General features: G+C 66.3%; 14 protein-coding genes, 1 tRNA gene and 1 pseudogene. 12 read left to right on the forward strand and 4 right to left on the reverse strand.

Annotated elements, in window-relative coordinates; all coding sequences use genetic code 11:
* The first annotated feature begins 28 nt into the window (after positions 1–28).
* The 4 genes from metH (at position 29) to recQ (ending at position 7,075) form a co-directional block, all read left to right on the forward strand.
* Complete coding sequence (gene metH, locus NSE01_RS07340) at positions 29–2,665, forward strand: methionine synthase (protein WP_147158960.1); 2,637 nt, start codon at positions 29–31, stop codon at positions 2,663–2,665.
* Positions 2,666–2,750: 85 nt separating this feature from the next.
* Entirely contained in the window at positions 2,751–3,947 is a 1,197-nt protein-coding gene (locus NSE01_RS07345; RefSeq protein ID WP_147158961.1) for a cation:proton antiporter, read from the forward strand.
* Positions 3,944–5,143, forward strand: coding sequence for a serine hydrolase domain-containing protein (locus NSE01_RS07350; protein ID WP_246135082.1), 1,200 nt, complete (start codon positions 3,944–3,946; stop codon positions 5,141–5,143). The genes NSE01_RS07345 and NSE01_RS07350 overlap by 4 nt, the downstream gene beginning before the upstream one ends.
* 138 nt (positions 5,144–5,281) lie before the next feature.
* Positions 5,282–7,075: a DNA helicase RecQ gene (gene recQ, locus NSE01_RS07355; protein ID WP_246135083.1), complete on the forward strand. Its 1,794-nt coding sequence runs from the start codon at positions 5,282–5,284 to the stop codon at positions 7,073–7,075.
* A gap of 6 nt (positions 7,076–7,081) precedes the next feature.
* Here recQ and NSE01_RS07360 read toward each other — a convergent pair whose 3' ends face one another.
* Entirely contained in the window at positions 7,082–7,813 is a 732-nt protein-coding gene (locus NSE01_RS07360; protein ID WP_174812011.1) for an SDR family oxidoreductase, read from the reverse strand.
* Positions 7,814–7,971: 158 nt separating this feature from the next.
* Here NSE01_RS07360 and NSE01_RS07365 point away from each other — a divergent pair, with 158 nt between their 5' ends.
* The 3 genes from NSE01_RS07365 to NSE01_RS07375 are packed head-to-tail and all read left to right on the forward strand — an operon-like array spanning position 7,972 to position 10,260.
* On the forward strand, positions 7,972–9,177 hold the full coding sequence (locus NSE01_RS07365; protein WP_147158962.1) for a toxic anion resistance protein: 1,206 nt from the start codon (positions 7,972–7,974) through the stop codon (positions 9,175–9,177).
* Between the two features lie 7 nt (positions 9,178–9,184).
* The gene (locus NSE01_RS07370) at positions 9,185–9,955 is read left to right on the forward strand and encodes a hypothetical protein (protein WP_147158963.1); all 771 of its coding nucleotides are present in this window, start codon (positions 9,185–9,187) and stop codon (positions 9,953–9,955) included.
* Entirely contained in the window at positions 9,955–10,260 is a 306-nt protein-coding gene (locus tag NSE01_RS07375) for a polyhydroxyalkanoic acid system family protein (protein WP_147158964.1), read from the forward strand. The genes NSE01_RS07370 and NSE01_RS07375 overlap by 1 nt, the downstream gene beginning before the upstream one ends.
* Before the next feature lie 167 nt (positions 10,261–10,427).
* Here NSE01_RS07375 and NSE01_RS07380 read toward each other — a convergent pair whose 3' ends face one another.
* A complete protein-coding gene (locus NSE01_RS07380) occupies positions 10,428–12,185 on the reverse strand; it encodes a fatty acyl-AMP ligase (RefSeq protein WP_147158965.1) in 1,758 nt (585 codons plus the stop codon).
* 116 nt (positions 12,186–12,301) lie between these two features.
* Here NSE01_RS07380 and NSE01_RS07385 point away from each other — a divergent pair, with 116 nt between their 5' ends.
* Both NSE01_RS07385 and NSE01_RS07390 read left to right on the forward strand, forming a co-directional pair.
* A complete protein-coding gene (locus NSE01_RS07385; protein WP_147158966.1) occupies positions 12,302–12,910 on the forward strand; it encodes a regulatory protein RecX in 609 nt (202 codons plus the stop codon).
* Entirely contained in the window at positions 12,888–13,415 is a 528-nt protein-coding gene (locus NSE01_RS07390; protein ID WP_147158967.1) for a DUF192 domain-containing protein, read from the forward strand. The genes NSE01_RS07385 and NSE01_RS07390 overlap by 23 nt, the downstream gene beginning before the upstream one ends.
* Before the next feature lie 30 nt (positions 13,416–13,445).
* Here the strand turns inward: NSE01_RS07390 and NSE01_RS07395 are convergent, their stop codons facing one another.
* On the reverse strand, positions 13,446–14,489 hold the full coding sequence (locus tag NSE01_RS07395; RefSeq protein ID WP_147158968.1) for a medium chain dehydrogenase/reductase family protein: 1,044 nt from the start codon (positions 14,487–14,489) through the stop codon (positions 13,446–13,448).
* A 142-nt stretch (positions 14,490–14,631) separates the two neighbouring features.
* Between NSE01_RS07395 and NSE01_RS07400 the strand changes: the two genes are divergently transcribed.
* Together NSE01_RS07400 and NSE01_RS07405 are read left to right on the forward strand one after the other, a co-directional pair.
* Positions 14,632–15,045, forward strand: coding sequence for an NADH:ubiquinone oxidoreductase subunit NDUFA12 (locus tag NSE01_RS07400; RefSeq protein WP_147158969.1), 414 nt, complete (start codon positions 14,632–14,634; stop codon positions 15,043–15,045).
* Positions 15,045–15,455: pseudogene (locus tag NSE01_RS07405) on the forward strand (DUF2155 domain-containing protein); the annotation flags it as partial. The gene NSE01_RS07400 and the pseudogene NSE01_RS07405, both read left to right, overlap by 1 nt.
* A gap of 35 nt (positions 15,456–15,490) precedes the next feature.
* Here the strand turns inward: NSE01_RS07405 and aat are convergent.
* Positions 15,491–16,291 (reverse strand): leucyl/phenylalanyl-tRNA--protein transferase, encoded by an 801-nt coding sequence (aat, locus tag NSE01_RS07410; protein WP_170233781.1) that lies wholly within the window; start codon positions 16,289–16,291, stop codon positions 15,491–15,493.
* Between the two features lie 64 nt (positions 16,292–16,355).
* Between aat and NSE01_RS07415 the strand changes: the two genes are divergently transcribed.
* A tRNA-Trp gene (locus NSE01_RS07415) sits at positions 16,356–16,431 on the forward strand.
* The last annotated feature ends 1 nt before the right edge of the window (position 16,432 follow it).

Consider the following 16,432-nt stretch of genomic DNA (forward strand, 5'->3'; position numbering starts at 1 on the left):
TCCCGCAAGCGGGAGGGGGGAGTCCGAAATGACCACCGATACTGCCACCGCCACGCGCCCCACCGGCTCCTCTTTCGTCAACGTCGGCGAACGCACCAACGTCACCGGTTCCGCCGCGTTCAAGAAGCTGATCCTCGCCGGTGACTACGCCAAGGCGGTCGAAGTCGCGCGCCAGCAGGTCGAAAACGGCGCGCAGATCATCGACGTCAACATGGACGAAGGCCTGCTCGATGCGGTCCATGCCATGACGACCTTCCTCAAGCTGATCGCTGCCGAGCCCGATATCGCCCGCGTCCCGGTGATGATCGACAGCTCGAAGTGGGAGGTGATCGAGGCCGGGCTCAAGTGCGTTTCGGGCAAGCCTATCGTCAATTCGATCTCGATGAAGGAAGGCGAGGAAGCCTTCCTAGTGCACGCCCGCAAGTGCATGGACTATGGCGCCGCAGTTGTTGTCATGGCCTTCGACGAGAAGGGCCAGGCGGACACGAAACAGCGCAAGGTCGAGATCTGCGAGCGAGCATACAAGCTGCTGCTGGGCATCGGTTTCCCGGCGGAAGACATCATCTTCGATCCCAACGTGTTCGCCGTCGCCACCGGCATCGAGGAGCATGATCGCTACGCGCTCGATTTCATCGAAGCCGCGCGCGAGATCCGTGCCCGCTGCCCGCACGTCCACATCTCGGGCGGCCTCTCCAACCTCTCGTTTTCGTTCCGCGGCAACGAAACCGTCCGCCGCGCGATGCACTCGGTGTTCCTCTACCACGCGATCCCGGCGGGCATGGACATGGCCATCGTCAACGCGGGGCAGCTCGATATCTACGACCAGATCGACCCGGTTCTGCGCGAGGCCTGCGAGGACGTGCTCCTCATGCGCCATCCTGACGCAACCGAGCGTTTGATCACGCTGGCCGAGAGTTTCAAGGGCAAGGACGCTGTCGCCGAAAAGGCCGCCGAGGAATGGCGCGGCTGGGACGTCGTCCGCCGCCTCGAACACGCGCTCGTCAAGGGCATCGACCTCTATGTCGTCGAGGACACCGAGGAAGCCCGCGCGGAAATCTTCGCTCGCGGCGGCCGCCCGATCGAAGTGATCGAAGGCCCCCTGATGCAGGGCATGAACACGGTGGGAGACCTGTTCGGCTCGGGCAAGATGTTCCTGCCGCAGGTCGTCAAATCCGCGCGCGTGATGAAGAAGGCGGTCGCCCACCTCATCCCCTACATCGAGGCGGAAAAGCTGCCCGGCGCGCGCCCCAAGGGCCGCATGATCATGGCCACCGTCAAGGGCGACGTCCACGATATCGGCAAGAACATCGTCGGCGTCGTGCTCCAGTGCAACGGTTACGAAGTGATCGATCTCGGCGTCATGGTGCCGTGGTCGAAGATCCTCGAAGTGGCGAAGGCAGAGGATGTCGACATGATCGGCCTCTCCGGCCTCATCACCCCCTCGCTCGACGAAATGGTGACCGTGGCGGAGGAAATGCAGCGCGCCGGGTTCACCATTCCGCTGCTGATCGGCGGGGCGACCACCAGCAAGGTCCACACCGCGCTGCGCATCGATCCGGCCTATGAAGGCCCGGTCGTCCACGTCCTCGATGCCAGCCGCGCTGTCGGTGTCGCCAGCCAGTTGCTCTCCGATACCCAGCGCGACGGCTTCGTCGAAGCGACGGCGGGCGAATACCAGCACGTGCGCGATCTGCGTGCGGGCAAGGAGCCTTCCGTCCTCCTCAGCCTCGCCGATGCCCGCGCCAATGCCTATGCGCCGGACCTTTCGGAGAAGGCCCCGCCGCCCGAACAGCCCGGTCTCCACGTCTTCCCCGAATGGGATCTCGCGGATCTGGCCGAATGCATCGACTGGACCCCGTTCTTCCGCGCCTGGGAACTCGCCGGAAACTACCCGGCCATCCTTGATGACGAGATCGTCGGCGAAAGCGCGCGCAGCCTGTTCGCCGATGCGCAGGCGATGCTTAAAGCAATTATCGCCGAAAAGTGGTTCACCGCGAAAGGCGTTGCCGGGTTCTGGCCCTGCCACCGCGAGGAGGATGACGTCGTGCTCTACCTCCCTGAGGAAGAGCGCCACGTCCGCATTCCCTTCCTGCGCCAGCAGATCCGCAAGAGCCGCGACCGGAAGAACATGTGCCTTGCCGATTTTATCGATCCGCAGGGCGATTGGCTCGGCGGCTTCGCGGTGGGCATCCACGGGATCGAACCGCACCTCGAACGCTTCAAGGCCGCGCATGACGATTACAACGATATCCTGCTGAAGGCCCTCGCAGACCGCTTCGCCGAGGCTTATGCCGAACGCCTGCACCAGCATGTGCGCACCACGCTCTGGGCCTATGCGCCGGGCGAGCAACTCACCAACGAGGCCCTGATCCGCGAGCAGTATCGCGGCATCCGCCCAGCACCGGGCTATCCGGCCTGCCCGGACCACAGCCTCAAGCCGATCCTGTTCGATCTCCTCAAGGCGCAGGACAACGCCGGGATCACGCTGACCGAATCGCAGGCGATGCTCCCCACCGCCGCCGTCTCGGGCTTCTACTTCGCGCACCCGGAAAGCGAGTACTTCGGCGTCGCGCGGATCGGCCGCGATCAGGTGGAAGACTACGCGGTGCGCCGCGGTTTCGATCTGCCGACGACCGAGCGCTGGCTGCGACCCAATCTGGACTGAATTTGCATGACAGGGCTGGGGATCGGCGGTGCAAGGGCAGTGGCTCTTGCACCGCGGAGGCACTAAACAACCGCAAATGCCCGCCATGAGCACCTCCGAAATCTTCCTGATCGCACTGACGATCATCCTCGCCGTGCCCTATGCGTTCTGGCGCCTGCTGCGCACCGATCACTACGCCCCGCTCGTGGTGGTGCAGATCGTTGGCGGCATCATTCTCGGCCCCGGCGTGCTTGGCGCAGTATTCCCCGGTTACTACGCCTTCGTGTTCAACCCGCAGGTCATCGGCGCGCTCAATGGTGTCGCGTGGTGGGCGGTGATGATGTTCGTCTTTGCGGCGGGCCTCGAACTCGATCTCAGCGACGCGCTGGAAAACTGGCGCGAGACGGCGATCACCGCTGGCTGCGCGCTGCTGTTCCCGCTGCTGCTTGGTGCGGCTGCGGCGGCGATGCTGCTGCTGCAGCCCGGCTGGATCGGGCCGAAGGGCAACTATGGTCAGGCCGTACTCGGCATCGGCATGGCCTGCGCGGTCACCGCGCTGCCCATCCTCGTGCTGCTGATGGAAAAGCTGGAGATTTTTCGCACCCCCTTCGGCCAGCGCCTGCTGCGCTACGCCAGCCTCGATGATGTGCTGATCTGGGGCGTGCTGGCGCTGATCCTGCTCGATTGGGAGCGGGTTGGCCGGCAGGGGCTGTTCCTCGTGGGCTTCGCGGGGGCGGCATGGGCGGTGCGTCAACTCGTCGCGCGCATCGGCGAGAATGACCGCTGGTATGTCAGCCTCGTCTGGCTTTCCGCCTGCGGTTTCGCGGCAGACTGGTCGGGCCTTCACTTCATGGTCGGCGCGTTCCTCGCGGGCGCGGTGCTCGATGCGAAGTGGTTCTCGCGCGAAAGGCTCGATGGCTTCCGCAGCTTCCTCCTCCTCGCGGTCATGCCGGTGTTCTTCCTGTCTACCGGGCTGCGGACCAACTGGGGCGTCGGCGGGGCAGCCGTGTTCGGCGCGGCGGCGCTGTTTCTTGGCGCAACGGTCATCGGCAAGCTGGCCGGCGTTCAGGTTGCCGGCCGCATTCTCGGCTGGTCTAAGGGCGAAGCGGCTGTCATTGGCTGGATGCTCCAGACCAAGGCGCTCATCATGATAATCTTCGTCAACGTCTTGCTCGACAAGCAGATCATCACTGCGGAAACCTTCACCGCGATGCTGCTGATGGCCGTCGCCAGCACCATGTTGACCGTGCCCAATGTGCGCCCGCGCCTTGCAAGATTGGGCCTTGGGGCGGTGCAAGGGTGAGGGGCTGGCTCTGCCTCGTCGCCGCGTTGCTGTTCGTTCCGGGAACGGCGGTTCGCGCGCAGGCGCAGGGGATGCATTCCGTTACGGTTGCGGTCAATTTCGATCGCCAGTCGATCCGCCCCGCCGTGATCGAGGGAACCGCGGACGCCACCTCCGGTCGCCCCGTATCGACTGATGATCCGGTGCGGATTGCCTCGATCTCCAAGCTCGTCACCACGCTCGGCGTGCTGCGGCTGGTCGATGCCGGCGTGCTCGATCTCGATCGCGATGTGTCGGACTATCTCCACTGGCAACTGCGCCACCCGCAGTTCCCGGATCGGCCGATCACGCTGCGCCTCCTGCTTTCGCACCGCTCTGGCCTGACGGACGGTGCGGACTACATCATCCCGCTCGGCGAAACGATCCGCCAACGTCTCGCCGATCCGCGCGCGTGGGATGCGGCGCATGGGCCCGGCGAAGACTGGTTTCACTATACCAACCTCAATTTCCCGGTGGTCGCGTCGGTCATGGAAGCTGCCACCGGCGAACGGTTCGACCGCCTGATGCAGCGCATCGTGCTCAAACCGCTCGGGCTTTCCGCGTGCTACAACTGGTCCGGCTGCACCGGCGTCGCGGCGATGAGTGCGGTCGTGCTCTACCGTGCCGATGGCACCGTGGCGCGCGATGATCTGCGCGGAGCACTGCCCGCCTGTCCCGTTGTGGTGAAGGACGGTCAGCCCTGCAATCTCGATGACTACACGCCCGGCTGGAACGGCGCGCTGTTTTCGCCGCAGGGCGGCCTGCGCATTTCGATGAACGACCTCGCCCGCGTGGGCCAGATGCTCGCGCGCGGTGGACACGGGTTCCTCACGCCCGCCAGCTACGCCGCGCTCACCACGCCTGAATGGCGCTTCAACGGCCACAATGGCGTCGGCGAAAATGGCGATCCGGACGGTTTCTTCTGCGCCTATGGCCTCGGCCTCCAGCTGATCGGGAACCGCAGCGAGGGCTGCCACGATGATCCCTTCGGGGATGGCGTGCCCCGGATCGGCCATCCTGGCGAGGCCTATGCCTTGCGCTCGGGCCTCTGGCTCGATCCGAGGACAGGGCGAGGGGTTGCCTTCTTCACCACCGCGGTTCCCGATGATGCAGCGAAGGGCGCCAGTGCTTTCACCGCGGCTGAGGAAGGGGTGCTCGTGCGGGCGCGCCATCCCTAGGCGGCAGCCATGTCCTGTCCCGCTCGTGGTCGCTCTTCAGGGCCACCGGATGGCTGCTGGGTTCAATTGATCGGGGATAATCCGGCGCGGAGCCAATAGGGCTTTTCCTTAGGCGCCGCGATCTGCCATGGCATCGCCGTGAGCACGATCAGCCCTGAGACCCGTGAAGACGCACTCTCCGCGCTGGCCCGCGTGTTCGGCTTCGCGCGGTTCCGCGGGGTGCAGGATCAGGTTGTCAGCCGCGTCCTCGCGGGGCAATCTACGCTCGCCGTCATGCCCACCGGCGCCGGCAAATCGCTGACCTACCAGCTTCCCGCCGCGATGCTCCCCGGCACCTGCGTCGTCGTCTCCCCGCTCATCGCGCTGATGCACGATCAGCTTCGCGCCGCCAATGCCAATGGCCTTGCCGCTGCGGCGCTGACCAGTGTCGACATGGACCGGGAGCAGACGATCGAGCGCTTCCGCAATGGCCAGCTGGATCTGCTCTACATTGCGCCCGAACGCGCCAGCCAGCCGCATTTCCGCGAACTGCTGACCCGCGCGCCCATCGCGCTGTTCGCCATCGACGAGGCGCATTGCGTCTCTGAATGGGGCCACGATTTCCGGCCCGACTACCGCCTGCTGCGCCCGCTGCTCGATAGCTTCCCTGAGGTGCCCCGCCTTGCGCTCACCGCCACGGCAGACAGGCACACTCGCGCCGATATCCTCGCCCAGCTTGGCATTGCCGAAGATGGGCTGATCATCGCCGGGTTTGATCGGCCCAACATCCGCTACCGCATCACCCCGCGCGACAATGCGCTGCGCCAGCTGAAGGCGCTGCTGGCAGAGCAGCCCGGCCCCGGCATCGTCTATGCGCCCACGCGCAACGGTGTCGAAAAGCTCGCTGGGCAACTCGCCGAAGGGGGGCGCCGCGTCCTCCCCTATCACGCCGGCCTCCCGCCCGAAGTGCGCGCCGCCAATCAGGCTGCCTTCGTCGCAAGCGAGGACATGGTGATGGTGGCCACGGTCGCCTTCGGCATGGGCATCGACAAGCCCGATGTGCGCTTCGTTGCCCACGCGGGCCTGCCCAAGTCGATCGAGGGCTACTACCAGGAAACCGGCCGCGCCGGCCGGGATGGGGACGATGCGGTCGCCTTGATGCTCTGGGGCGCAGATGATTTCGCCCGCGCGCGCATGCGCATCAGCGAGGTCGAGGAGCACCGCCAGCCCAGCGAACGCGCGCGGCTCGATGCCCTCGCCAATCTTGTCGAAACGCCCACCTGCCGCCGGGCCGTGCTCTTGCGCCACTTTGGCGAGCACCCGCCCGAAACTTGCGGCAATTGCGACAATTGCCTCCACGCGCCGGGGGTGACGGACGCAACCCAACTGGCGCGCAAGCTGTTGTCTGCCGTCTACCGCACCGGGCAGATGTTCGGCCTCGGCTACCTCGAAAAGGTGCTCACCGGCGCGGCGGACGAGCGGGTGACGGATCGCGGGCACGACCAGCTTTCCGTCTTCGGGATCGTGCCGGGCGAAGAAGCAGCGCTCCTGCGGCCCGTCGCCCGTGCCCTGCAGGCCCGCGGCACGCTCATCACTAACGAGCACGGAGGCTTCATGCTCGGCGGCGATGCGCGTGCGCTGCTCAAGGGTGAGGGCCGCCTCGATCTCGTCGTCGCGCCCAAGGCCGAGCGCACCTCGCGCCGCCGCCGCGGGGCTGAGGGCGAGCCGAACCCCATCGGCGACCCGCTGTTCGAGGCTTTGCGCGGATTGCGCCGCGAACTCGCGCAGGAAGCCGGGGTGCCGCCCTACGTGATCTTCCACGATTCCGTGCTGCGCGACATGGCGGCGCGGCGGCCAGCGACGTTGCAGGATCTGGGCGCCATCGGCGGCGTCGGCGCGCGCAAGCTGGAGGCTTATGGGGATCGGTTCCTGCAGGAGATACGGGGGTATTGAGCCGGACTAGAACGGTATTCGCGCCCCATCCCAAGCATAGAGCCCGCCGCTGTCCGCCGGGGTCAGCCCACCCAGCACCCCCAGCAGCGCCTGTGCCGAAAACGTGGGCGTGAACAGCTTCCCCTCGGTCACCCCGCGCTGGAACGGGGCTGATAGCGCAGTGTCCACCGTCCCCGGATGCAGCGTCACGGCCACGGCCTGCGGGTGCGTCCGCGCCAGTTCGAGCGCGAGGTTCTTCACCACCATGTTGAGCGCGGCCTTGCTGGCACGGTAGGCGTGCCAGCCGCCCAGCCGATTGTCCGAGATCGAGCCGACCCGCGCCGATATCGCTGCGAACACTGCGCGGCCATCCCGCCGCAGCAAGGGCAGCGCGTGCTTGGCGATCAGCGCCGGGCCGATCGTATTCATCGCTAAGAGTTCCGCCATGCCTTCGCCGCTTAGCGCGCGGTACGATTTTTCGGGGCCTGTCCCATCCGCCCGCGTCAGCCTGCCGGTCGCGATCAGCACCATGTCGAGCGGTGCGCCGATCCTCGTGCAGGCCGCCGCGATGCTGCCTTCATCGGCCAGATCGAACGCGAAAGGCCGCATCTTGCCGCCGCTTGGAGCCTGCCCTCCGCGCGATCCGACGTGCACTTCGGCAACGTCGCCACGCGCGGCGAGCGCTTCTGCCAGCGCGCGGCCAATGCCGCCCGACGCGCCGAACACGGCGCAGCGCAGGAGGAGGAGGGGCTCGGCCATGTCCCGGCTTGGCCTTCCCGCCCGCTCCTGTCGAGCAGGCCCAAAAGGCAGATAGGCAGGCATGTGCTGTATTATCTTGCCAATACAGCTTGCGAACCGGCCCTTGGCACGCCACATTGTCGGTCCATACGCCCCACACGGGAATGAGACGTCACGCCATGGCCAGCAACTCGACCGACACCGTTTCCCCGATCACCCTGACCCCGCCCGATCCCGTGCCCGTGGTTGCACCCACGCAGGCTGCCGGCCTCGTGCCCGTCGCGGATGAGACCAAGTCCAAGCTCGAAGCCCGCGCCGAAGCCTTTGTGGCGGACCTTGTCGCGCAGGATGCGGCCAGCCCTGAATTCGGCAAGCGCGTCGATCAGCTGTCCAACATGGGCCGCAAGGAAATCGCGCAGGCGGCGGGCATGTCGAACCGTTTTCTCGATCGGCCGGTCCGCGCGATGGATAAGGATTCGGGCGTTGGCGCCGATCTTGCCGCGCTCCGCCGCACGGTGGAAGAGCTTGATCCCGGCCGTCAGGGCAAGCTTTCCGGCCCGCGCAAGATCCTCGGTATCATCCCCTTCGGCAACAAGCTGAAGACCTATTTCGACAGCTACCAATCCTCGCAGGGGCACATCAAGGCCATCCTCGACCGCCTCGCTTCGGGCAAGGACGAGCTGCTGATGGACAACGCCGCGATCGACGTGGAGCGCGGCAAGCTGTGGGAAGCGATGGGCAATCTCGAGCAGATGATCCACATCTCCAAGGTGCTCGATCAGAAGCTGGAAGATGCGGCGAACGATCTCGATCACACCGATCCCGCCAAGGCCAAGGCGATCCGCGAAACCGCGCTGTTCTACACCCGCCAGCGCACGCAGGATCTGCTGACGCAGATGGCCGTCACGGTGCAGGGCTACCTCGCGCTCGATCTGGTCAAGAAGAACAATGTCGAGCTGGTGAAGGGCGTCGACCGCGCGGGTACGACCACCGTCGCCGCGCTGCGCACCGCCGTCACTGTCGCGCAGGCGATGACCAACCAGCGCCTCGTCCTCTCGCAGATCACCGCGCTCAACACGACGACCGCGAACATCATCGATTCCACCGGAAAGCTGCTGCGCGAACAAACCGGCAAGATCCACGAGATGGCCGCCTCGTCCACGATCCCGCTCGAGACGCTGCAGCGCGCATTCCAGAACATCTACGAGACGATGGACACCATCGACACGTTCAAATTGAAGGCGCTCGACGCGATGAAGCAGACGGTCGACACGCTTTCGGGCGAGGTCGAGAAGTCCAAGGGTTACATCGCCCGCGCCGAGGGCCAGGCACAGGCCAAGCTGGAAGGCGGCGCGACTTCGCCGCTGCTGAGCCTCGAAGGCTGAGGCACCGATGGCAGAGAGCGCGAGCGACAGCAGCCGCATCCTTGCCGAAGCGCGCGCCAGCCTGCAGCGCCAGCAGGCGGGTGGGCGCCGGGTGGGCGGCAAATCCATCGGGCGGCGCTCGGCCGAACTGAAGCGGCTGCACATGGCACGCAAGGCCGCGCGCATGGCTTTCGCGGTGATGGGCATCCTGTTCACCGCGCTCGTCACCGGCCTCGTGATCGACGGCATCGGCTTCACCGGCATCATGGTCACGTTCTTCGCGATCGTCGCCGCGCTTGCGCTGCTCGGCACGTTTCCCCGCATGAAAGTGCCCGAACTGGGCATGCTCAACCGGGGCGATGTCCGCTCGATGGTCGCGCGCACCGAACTGTGGCTGGAAGCGCAGCGCCCCGCGCTGCCCGCGCCAGCGGTGAACCTGATCGACCAGATCGGCGTTCAGCTCGATGGCCTTGGCCTGCAACTCGAAGGCGTCGATCAGGCGGAACCCGCCGTCTCCGAAGTGCGCAAGCTGGTGGGTGAGCATCTTCCCGGCATGGTCGAAAGCTATCGCCGGATCCCCGCGAACCTGCGCCGCGAGGAGCGCGACGGACGCTCGGCCGATCAGCAGCTCACCGACGGCCTCGGCAAGATCAGCGCCGAGATCGACGCCGTAACCCGGCAGCTGGCGGCTGGTGATCTCGATGCCCTCGCCGTGCGCGGCCGGTTCCTCGATTACAAGTACGGGGACGGGCTGGAACAGTCCGCACCCCAATTGACCGCTCCGAAGACGGACGCCTGATGCGCATCTCTATCCCCCACACCCTCGGCAAGGATGAACTGCGCCGCCGCATCACCGCGCGGCTGGGGCAGGCGGAAGACAAGGCCAAGGGCATGCTCGGCAGCCTTGCCACGGTCGAAACCAGCTGGGCCGATGAGGATACGCTGAGCGTTGTTGTCAGCGCGATGGGCTATACGATCCCCTGCAGCGCGACGGTCACCGAGGCTTCGCTCGATTTCGAGGTCGAGATCCCCGCAGGCGCTGGCTTCGCACGGCGGATGATCGAAAGCGCGGTGCGCGAAAAGGGCGAGAAGCTGGTCGGATAGGCCAGCATCTCACGGCCTTCCAACTCCCGCTCATGCTGAGCTTGTCGAAGCATCAGACGCGGCTGTTGCTCCAGCACCCTTCGACAAGCTCAGGGTGAGCGGGTCTTGGAAACTGCTGCAAGGAGTGGCCGGAGTGGGGGTGGCCGGAGTGCGAATCCGGCGCGCCCTCAAGCCGCGAGGCTGTAAGGCTCGATCTCGCCCGCCAAATAAAGCTTCTTCGCCTTCGCGCGGCTCAGCTTGCCCGAGCTGGTGCGCGGCAGCGTGCGCGGGGGCACGAGTTCGATCACGCAATTCATGCCGGTGATCGCGCGCACCTTGTCGCGGATCGCGTCGCGCAGCTTCACGCGCTCTTCGGGGTCGGAAACGCGGCAGTGGACGAGGACCGCCGGGGTCTCCTCACCGCTCTCCGTCTCTACCGAGAAGGCAGCGATATCGCCCTGGTGGAAGCCGGGCAGCTGCTCGACCGCCCATTCGATATCCTGCGGCCAGTGGTTCTTGCCGTTGATGATGATCATGTCCTTCGCCCGGCCAACGATGAACAGGTAGCCCTCTTCGTTGAGGTAACCCATGTCGCCGGTATCGAGCCAGCCATCCACCATGCAGGCCTCGGTCGCTTCCGGATCGCGGAAGTAGGAATGCATGACCGAGGAGCCGCGGCACCACACCTTGCCGATGTGGTGGTGGGCAAGCGGCTCGCCATGTTCGCCGCGCACTTCCACTTCCATGCCGCGCACGGCCTTGCCGCAATTGACGATGGCGCGGTAGCGGGCCGGGCGCGAGAGATCGCGCGGCGTGCCGGAAAGGCGTTCTTCCTCGACCAGCTCGACGCGGATGCCTTCGCCCGGCGGCATCAGGGTCACCGCGAGGGTCGCTTCGGCAAGCCCGTAGCTCGGCAGGAACGCGCTCGCCTTGAAGCCGGCGTCGGCGAAGGCGTTGACGAAGCTCTGCATCACGTCGGGACGGATCATGTCCGCGCCGTTGCCTGCCACGCGCCAGCGCGAGAGGTCGAAGCGATCGGCAACGCTGCTCTGGCTCGAAATGCGGCGGGCGCAGATGTCGTAGCCAAAGGTCGGCGAATAGGAGAGCGAGGTGCCCTTGTTGCGGCTGATGAGGTCGAGCCACGCCAGCGGACGGCGGGCGAAGTCCTCGGTCTTCAGATAGTCGGCGGAAACCTGGTTGGCGATCAACGAGAGGAAGCAGCCGACGAGGCCCATATCATGGTACCACGGCAGCCAGCTGATCGCGCGGTCACCCGGCTGGAACTTCATGCCGGTCGAATGGCCCGCAAGGTTCGCCAGCAGCGCGCGGTGCGTGACCGCGACGCCGTGCGGAAAGCGGGTCGAGCCGCTGGAGTACTGAAGATAGGAAATCGCGTCCGGGTCGGGCGTTGGCAGCGCGGTATCGGCAGGTTCGGCTGCGGCGGCGAATTCCAGCCAGGTCAGCCCCTTGCAGCCGCAGCGCTCGGCAGCGGCGGCGCAAATCGCGGCGATCTCGTCGGGATAGATCAGCATCGCGGGATCGGAGCTGGTGATCTGCACCGCCAGCTGATCGATGTAGTTCTCCTTGCCGCCGAAGCTGGTCGGCAGCGGAAGCGGCACCGGCCAGGCGCCGGCATACATCGCGCCGCAGAACAGCGCGGCGAAATCGGGCCCGGTCTCTGCGATCAGGGCAATGCGGTCGCCCGCCTGCACACCCATCGCGAGCAGGCGGCGTGCGGCGACCAGCGCATCCGTGCGCAGCTCGGCGTAAGGATAAACGCGCGAGAGCGTGCCGCGTGCGTCGTGAAAGTTGAGGCCGCAGGGGCCTTCTGCGGCGAAATCGAGCGCCTCGCAGAAAGTTTCGAAATCGGCAAATCGACGCGGACGCCCATCATCGTTGGGCGTGGGAACCAGAGCGGCCTTGGTGGCGGCGTCCAGGACAGTCATGCGTTACCCCGTTTATTGGTCTGGTTGATTGCGTAAGGGGCCCAAACGGCCTGTTCTGTCCCCGCAGCAAAGTACGGGATGTTCCCATTTACGCGGGACTGTGGCACGAATGTGGCATGGCGCCACGAACGACTGACACCAGTTCCACACGCGCGCCGAGCCGAGCCGGCGGCGCGCGGCAAAAAGCCCTGCCGCCACCGCTCGACAAGGCTGCGCTTGATGCGCTGGCGCTGACTTATGTGGCGCGATTTGCGACCAGTTCGGGGCGGCTTTCCACCTATCTCAAGCGCAAGCTGCGCGAGCGCGGCTGGGCGGAGGAAACCCCGCCGGATGTTCCCGCAATCGTGGCGCGGATGGCGGAGCGTCGATATGTTGATGATGCCGCGTTCTCCGCTGCAAAGGGCGAAAGCCTTCGGCGCCGCGGCTATGGCGCGCGGCGGATCGACACCGCGCTCAACCACGACGGGATTGCCGAACCCTTGCGCGCCGCTGCGCGCGGCAGCGAAACCGAGCGCCGTCATGCCGTCATGGCTTTCGCGCGGCGCAAGCGGTTCTGGCCTTATTCAGGTGAACCCTGCCTTGATCCGGCGATGCGCCGCAAGCACCTCGCGGCCTACCTTCGCGCGGGGCACGGGCTTGACCACGTGCGCCGGGTGATGGAAGCGCGGGACCTTGATGACCTCGAAGAATGGGCTGACGAATATGCCGAAGACGATCTGGAATAGGGCCGCCAGCCTCGCGCTGCTGATCGCTGCGGTCGGCTGCTCGCCGCTCGGCGCAGGCTCGACGAGCGCGCAGGGTGCGGCCACCACGGCGCCTGCCGCTCAGCCCGCCATGCAGTCCGGGGTTCATCCGGTCTCCGGCCTCACCGTCGTGCCGCTCACGGTGACGACCGCCAATGGCCCCCATACGTTCAAGGTAGAAGTCGCCGCCAGCCCTGCCGAGCAGGAGCGCGGCCTCATGTTTCGCACCACGATGGGCGCGGACGAGGGGATGATCTTCCCGATGGACCCGCCCCGGCCCGCCGCGTTCTGGATGAAGAACACGGTGATCCCGCTCGACATCATCTTCGTCGGCGCGGACCACAAAGTGCTCAACATCGCGGCCAATGCCGTGCCTTATGATCTTTCGCCGCTCCCCTCGTTCGGCAATGCGGCAGGCGTGCTGGAACTCAATGGCGGGCGCGCGGCGCAGATCGGCCTGAAGCCCGGCGATACCGTTAGCTGGTAGGCTTTTTTGTCCGCTGCCGCCCTGTTTCGGCTAGGCCGAAACAGCGTCAAAAGGCAGCAGCACGACTTTCCCGCCCAGCCCGCCCTTGTCGATTCGCCGGTGCACATCGGCGGCTGCGGAGAGCGGCAGGCGGTCCGCCACGACCGGCTTGATGCGGCCTTCCTTCAGGCAGTTCAGCAGCTTGGCCATGTCCTCGGCGAACTGTGCAGGGTACGTCTTGCGCCGGTCGGTGATCGAGTACCACACCGCTCGCCGACCGCGCAGCAGCGGGCTCAGCAGGGACCACAGCTTGAGGCGGAGCAGGCCGAGCCCTGCCGCGATCAGGCTTTCCCCGCCCGTCGCCATCGTCTGCGAACCATAGCCGACCAGCACGCCGCCCTTCGCAAGCGCGGCGAACGAGCGCTTGAAATGTGCGCCGCCGATCGCATCGAACGCGGCGTCCACCCCGCGCCCGCCGGTTGCCTGCAACACGGCGGCGGTGAAATCGCCCGCGCGGTAGTCGATCGCCTGCGCGCCATAGCTTTCGACCACGCCCATGTTGGCGGCCGAGCAGGTGCCGATCGCCTGGAGCCCCATCGCGCGCGCCAGATCGAGCAGCGCCGTGCCCACCGATCCCGACGCACCGATGACGAGGATCGTCGCGCCAGACTGGATCGCGGCGGCGCGGGCCAGCATCTGGTACGCGGTCATGTAGGCAAGCGGCAGGCACACAGCCTCTGCCGGATCGATGCCCTTGGGCACCGGCACCAGCGAAGCGGCAGGCCGCAGCGCATATTGGGTGTAGCCGCCCACCACGCTCATGTCCGCCACCATGGTGCCCGGCGCCGGCTGCGTCACGCCTTCGCCCAGTTCGTCGACCGTGCCGACGAGGTCATAGCCCGGCGTGAACGGCAGCGGTCCCTTGAATTCGGGGTAGCGGCCCATGCGGATGAATGTGTCGGTAAAGCCCGTCCCTGCCGCGAGTACCTTCACGCGTACCTCGCCTGGCCCGGGCACCGGCAGCGCGTCCTCGGTCATCAGTTCCAGAACCTCTGGCCCGCCGAACCGGGCTATCCTGATATGCTCCCACGCCACGCGACCATCCTGTTGCAAGGGGCTATGGCGGCCAGAGTATGGAGGCAGGGCCGCAATGCAACCACTTATGCAGCGCGATCGTGCCGGAACGATGCATCCTGAGCTTGCCCAACCCCCCTCTCAGACGCTAAGCGCGCATGCCATGAGCATCCTCGGCAAGATCTTCACCTGGTGGGACGGCGCCACCTTCGGCACCATGGTTGACAGCGCACGCAACGGCGTGAAGGTCGGTCAGGACGCGCAGGGCAACACCTACTACCGCGCGCGCAAGCCCTATCCGAAGGGCCACCCCTTCGCCGGACGCGAGCGCCGCTGGGTGATCTACAACGGCGCCAATGATGCGAGCCGCGTGCCCGCCGAATGGCACGGCTGGCTCCACGGCAACTTCGACGGTACGCCGGAAAGCAACTTGCCGCCGCCGCGCATCTGGGAAGTGGAATTTACCCCCAACGCCACTGGCACTTCTGCCGCCTACCGCCCGCAGGGTGCACTTGAACGCGGCGGCAAGCGTGCGCGTGCGACGGGTGACTACGAAGCCTGGTCGCCCGAAGGCTGATGCGCTCCATCGCACCGCTGCTGCTTGCGGCCAGCCTGCTGGCCCTGTCTGCATGCGGCGGCAACAAGAACGCCGAAGCCCCGCCGCCGAGCGAGGCAACGCAAGGGGCGGGCCCGGCCGCGAATGCCTCGGGCGCGGTGGAAAGCGAGTTCGGAACGCCGGTCAAGGACCGCGTCGCCACGCTCGGCTTTCTCAACAAGCGCAACAACATCACCCAGATCGTTCAACTGAAAACCGGCGAATCGCGCCGCATCGGCAACGCGATCATCAAGCTCGCCACCTGCGAGCGCACCGCCCCGTGGGAGGATCCGCCAGAGACCGGAGCCTTCGTCCAGCTCTTCGTTGAAGAGCGCGCGACCACGCGCGAAAAGCTGGCGTGGCACAAGGTTTTCTCCGGCTGGCTGTTCAAGAACTCGCCCGCGCTCAATGTGGTCGAGCACCCGGTCTATGACGTGTGGGTCAAGGACTGCGCGATGAAGTTCCCCGGCGAGGAGGAAAGCCCCGCCGCCGCCGCATCGACAAGCAGCGCCGCAAAGCCGGTCGGCAAGCAGCCGGTCGCCCCCACGACGGCGGCGCCAGCCGGTGCCCCGGCAGACGATTCGCCGCCCGCCTGAAGGCCTGAACCCGGCCAAAGTGCGTCCTGCAGCAGATCGAGGTAGCGCGCCTGGGTGATTTCCACCGCGCCGAGCGAGGCAAGGTGCGGTGTGCTGAACTGGCAATCGAGCAGTTCCGCACCAGCCCGCCGCAAGGCCGCCACCAGCCACGCCAGCGCGACTTTCGAGGCATCGCTCGCCCGGCTGAACATGCTTTCGCCGCAGAACACCCGGTCGAACCCCACGCCATAGAGCCCGCCGACAAGCACTTCGGGCGCGTCAGGGCCATCCTGCCCCGGGATTTTCTGCCAGCACTCGATCGAATGCGCGTGCCCGTGGCGGTGCAGCTCGCGGTAGCTTTCGGCGATGCGCAGGCTGATCCAGCTGTCTTCGGCATCGACGCGCGGCGCAGCGCAGGCGTCGATCACCGCGTCGAACGCCTCGTTGCAGGTCACGCGGAACCGGCCGCGCCGCAAGGTTCGGGCAAGGCTGTGCGAAAGATGGAACCCGTCCAGCGGCAGAATCGCACGCATCCGCGGCTCGACCCAATAGACTTCGGGATCGTCGCGGCTGTCCGACATCGGGAAAATGCCGGCGCGATAGGCCTGCAGCAAAAGCTCGGGCGGAATGATCGAGGTGTCGTGTCGGGACATCTTCAGCGGAATGTTCTTTGGTTGCGCTGGCCGCGTCAACCCACTAAGGGCGCTTCTCCGGCACAGGAGTGTAGCTCAGCTGGTAGAGCATCGGTCTCCAAAACCGAGGGCCGGGGGTTCGAATCCCTCCACTCCTGCCAC

This window comes from Novosphingobium sediminis, from assembly GCF_007991615.1.
Classification (GTDB): domain Bacteria; phylum Pseudomonadota; class Alphaproteobacteria; order Sphingomonadales; family Sphingomonadaceae; genus Novosphingobium; species Novosphingobium sediminis.

Coding starts and splice junctions, on each gene's coding strand:
- metH (WP_147158960.1), top strand. CDS start 29: ATGACCACCGATACTGCCACCGCCACGCGCCCCACCGGCTCCTCTTTC.
- NSE01_RS07375 (WP_147158964.1), top strand. CDS start 9,955: ATGCGCATCTCTATCCCCCACACCCTCGGCAAGGATGAACTGCGCCGC.
- aat (WP_170233781.1), bottom strand. CDS start 16,291: ATGTCCCGACACGACACCTCGATCATTCCGCCCGAGCTTTTGCTGCAG.
- NSE01_RS07345 (WP_147158961.1), top strand. CDS start 2,751: ATGAGCACCTCCGAAATCTTCCTGATCGCACTGACGATCATCCTCGCC.
- NSE01_RS07365 (WP_147158962.1), top strand. CDS start 7,972: ATGGCCAGCAACTCGACCGACACCGTTTCCCCGATCACCCTGACCCCG.
- NSE01_RS07385 (WP_147158966.1), top strand. CDS start 12,302: ATGGCGCCACGAACGACTGACACCAGTTCCACACGCGCGCCGAGCCGA.
- NSE01_RS07360 (WP_174812011.1), bottom strand. CDS start 7,813: ATGGCCGAGCCCCTCCTCCTCCTGCGCTGCGCCGTGTTCGGCGCGTCG.
- NSE01_RS07380 (WP_147158965.1), bottom strand. CDS start 12,185: ATGACTGTCCTGGACGCCGCCACCAAGGCCGCTCTGGTTCCCACGCCC.
- NSE01_RS07390 (WP_147158967.1), top strand. CDS start 12,888: ATGCCGAAGACGATCTGGAATAGGGCCGCCAGCCTCGCGCTGCTGATC.
- NSE01_RS07400 (WP_147158969.1), top strand. CDS start 14,632: ATGAGCATCCTCGGCAAGATCTTCACCTGGTGGGACGGCGCCACCTTC.
- NSE01_RS07370 (WP_147158963.1), top strand. CDS start 9,185: ATGGCAGAGAGCGCGAGCGACAGCAGCCGCATCCTTGCCGAAGCGCGC.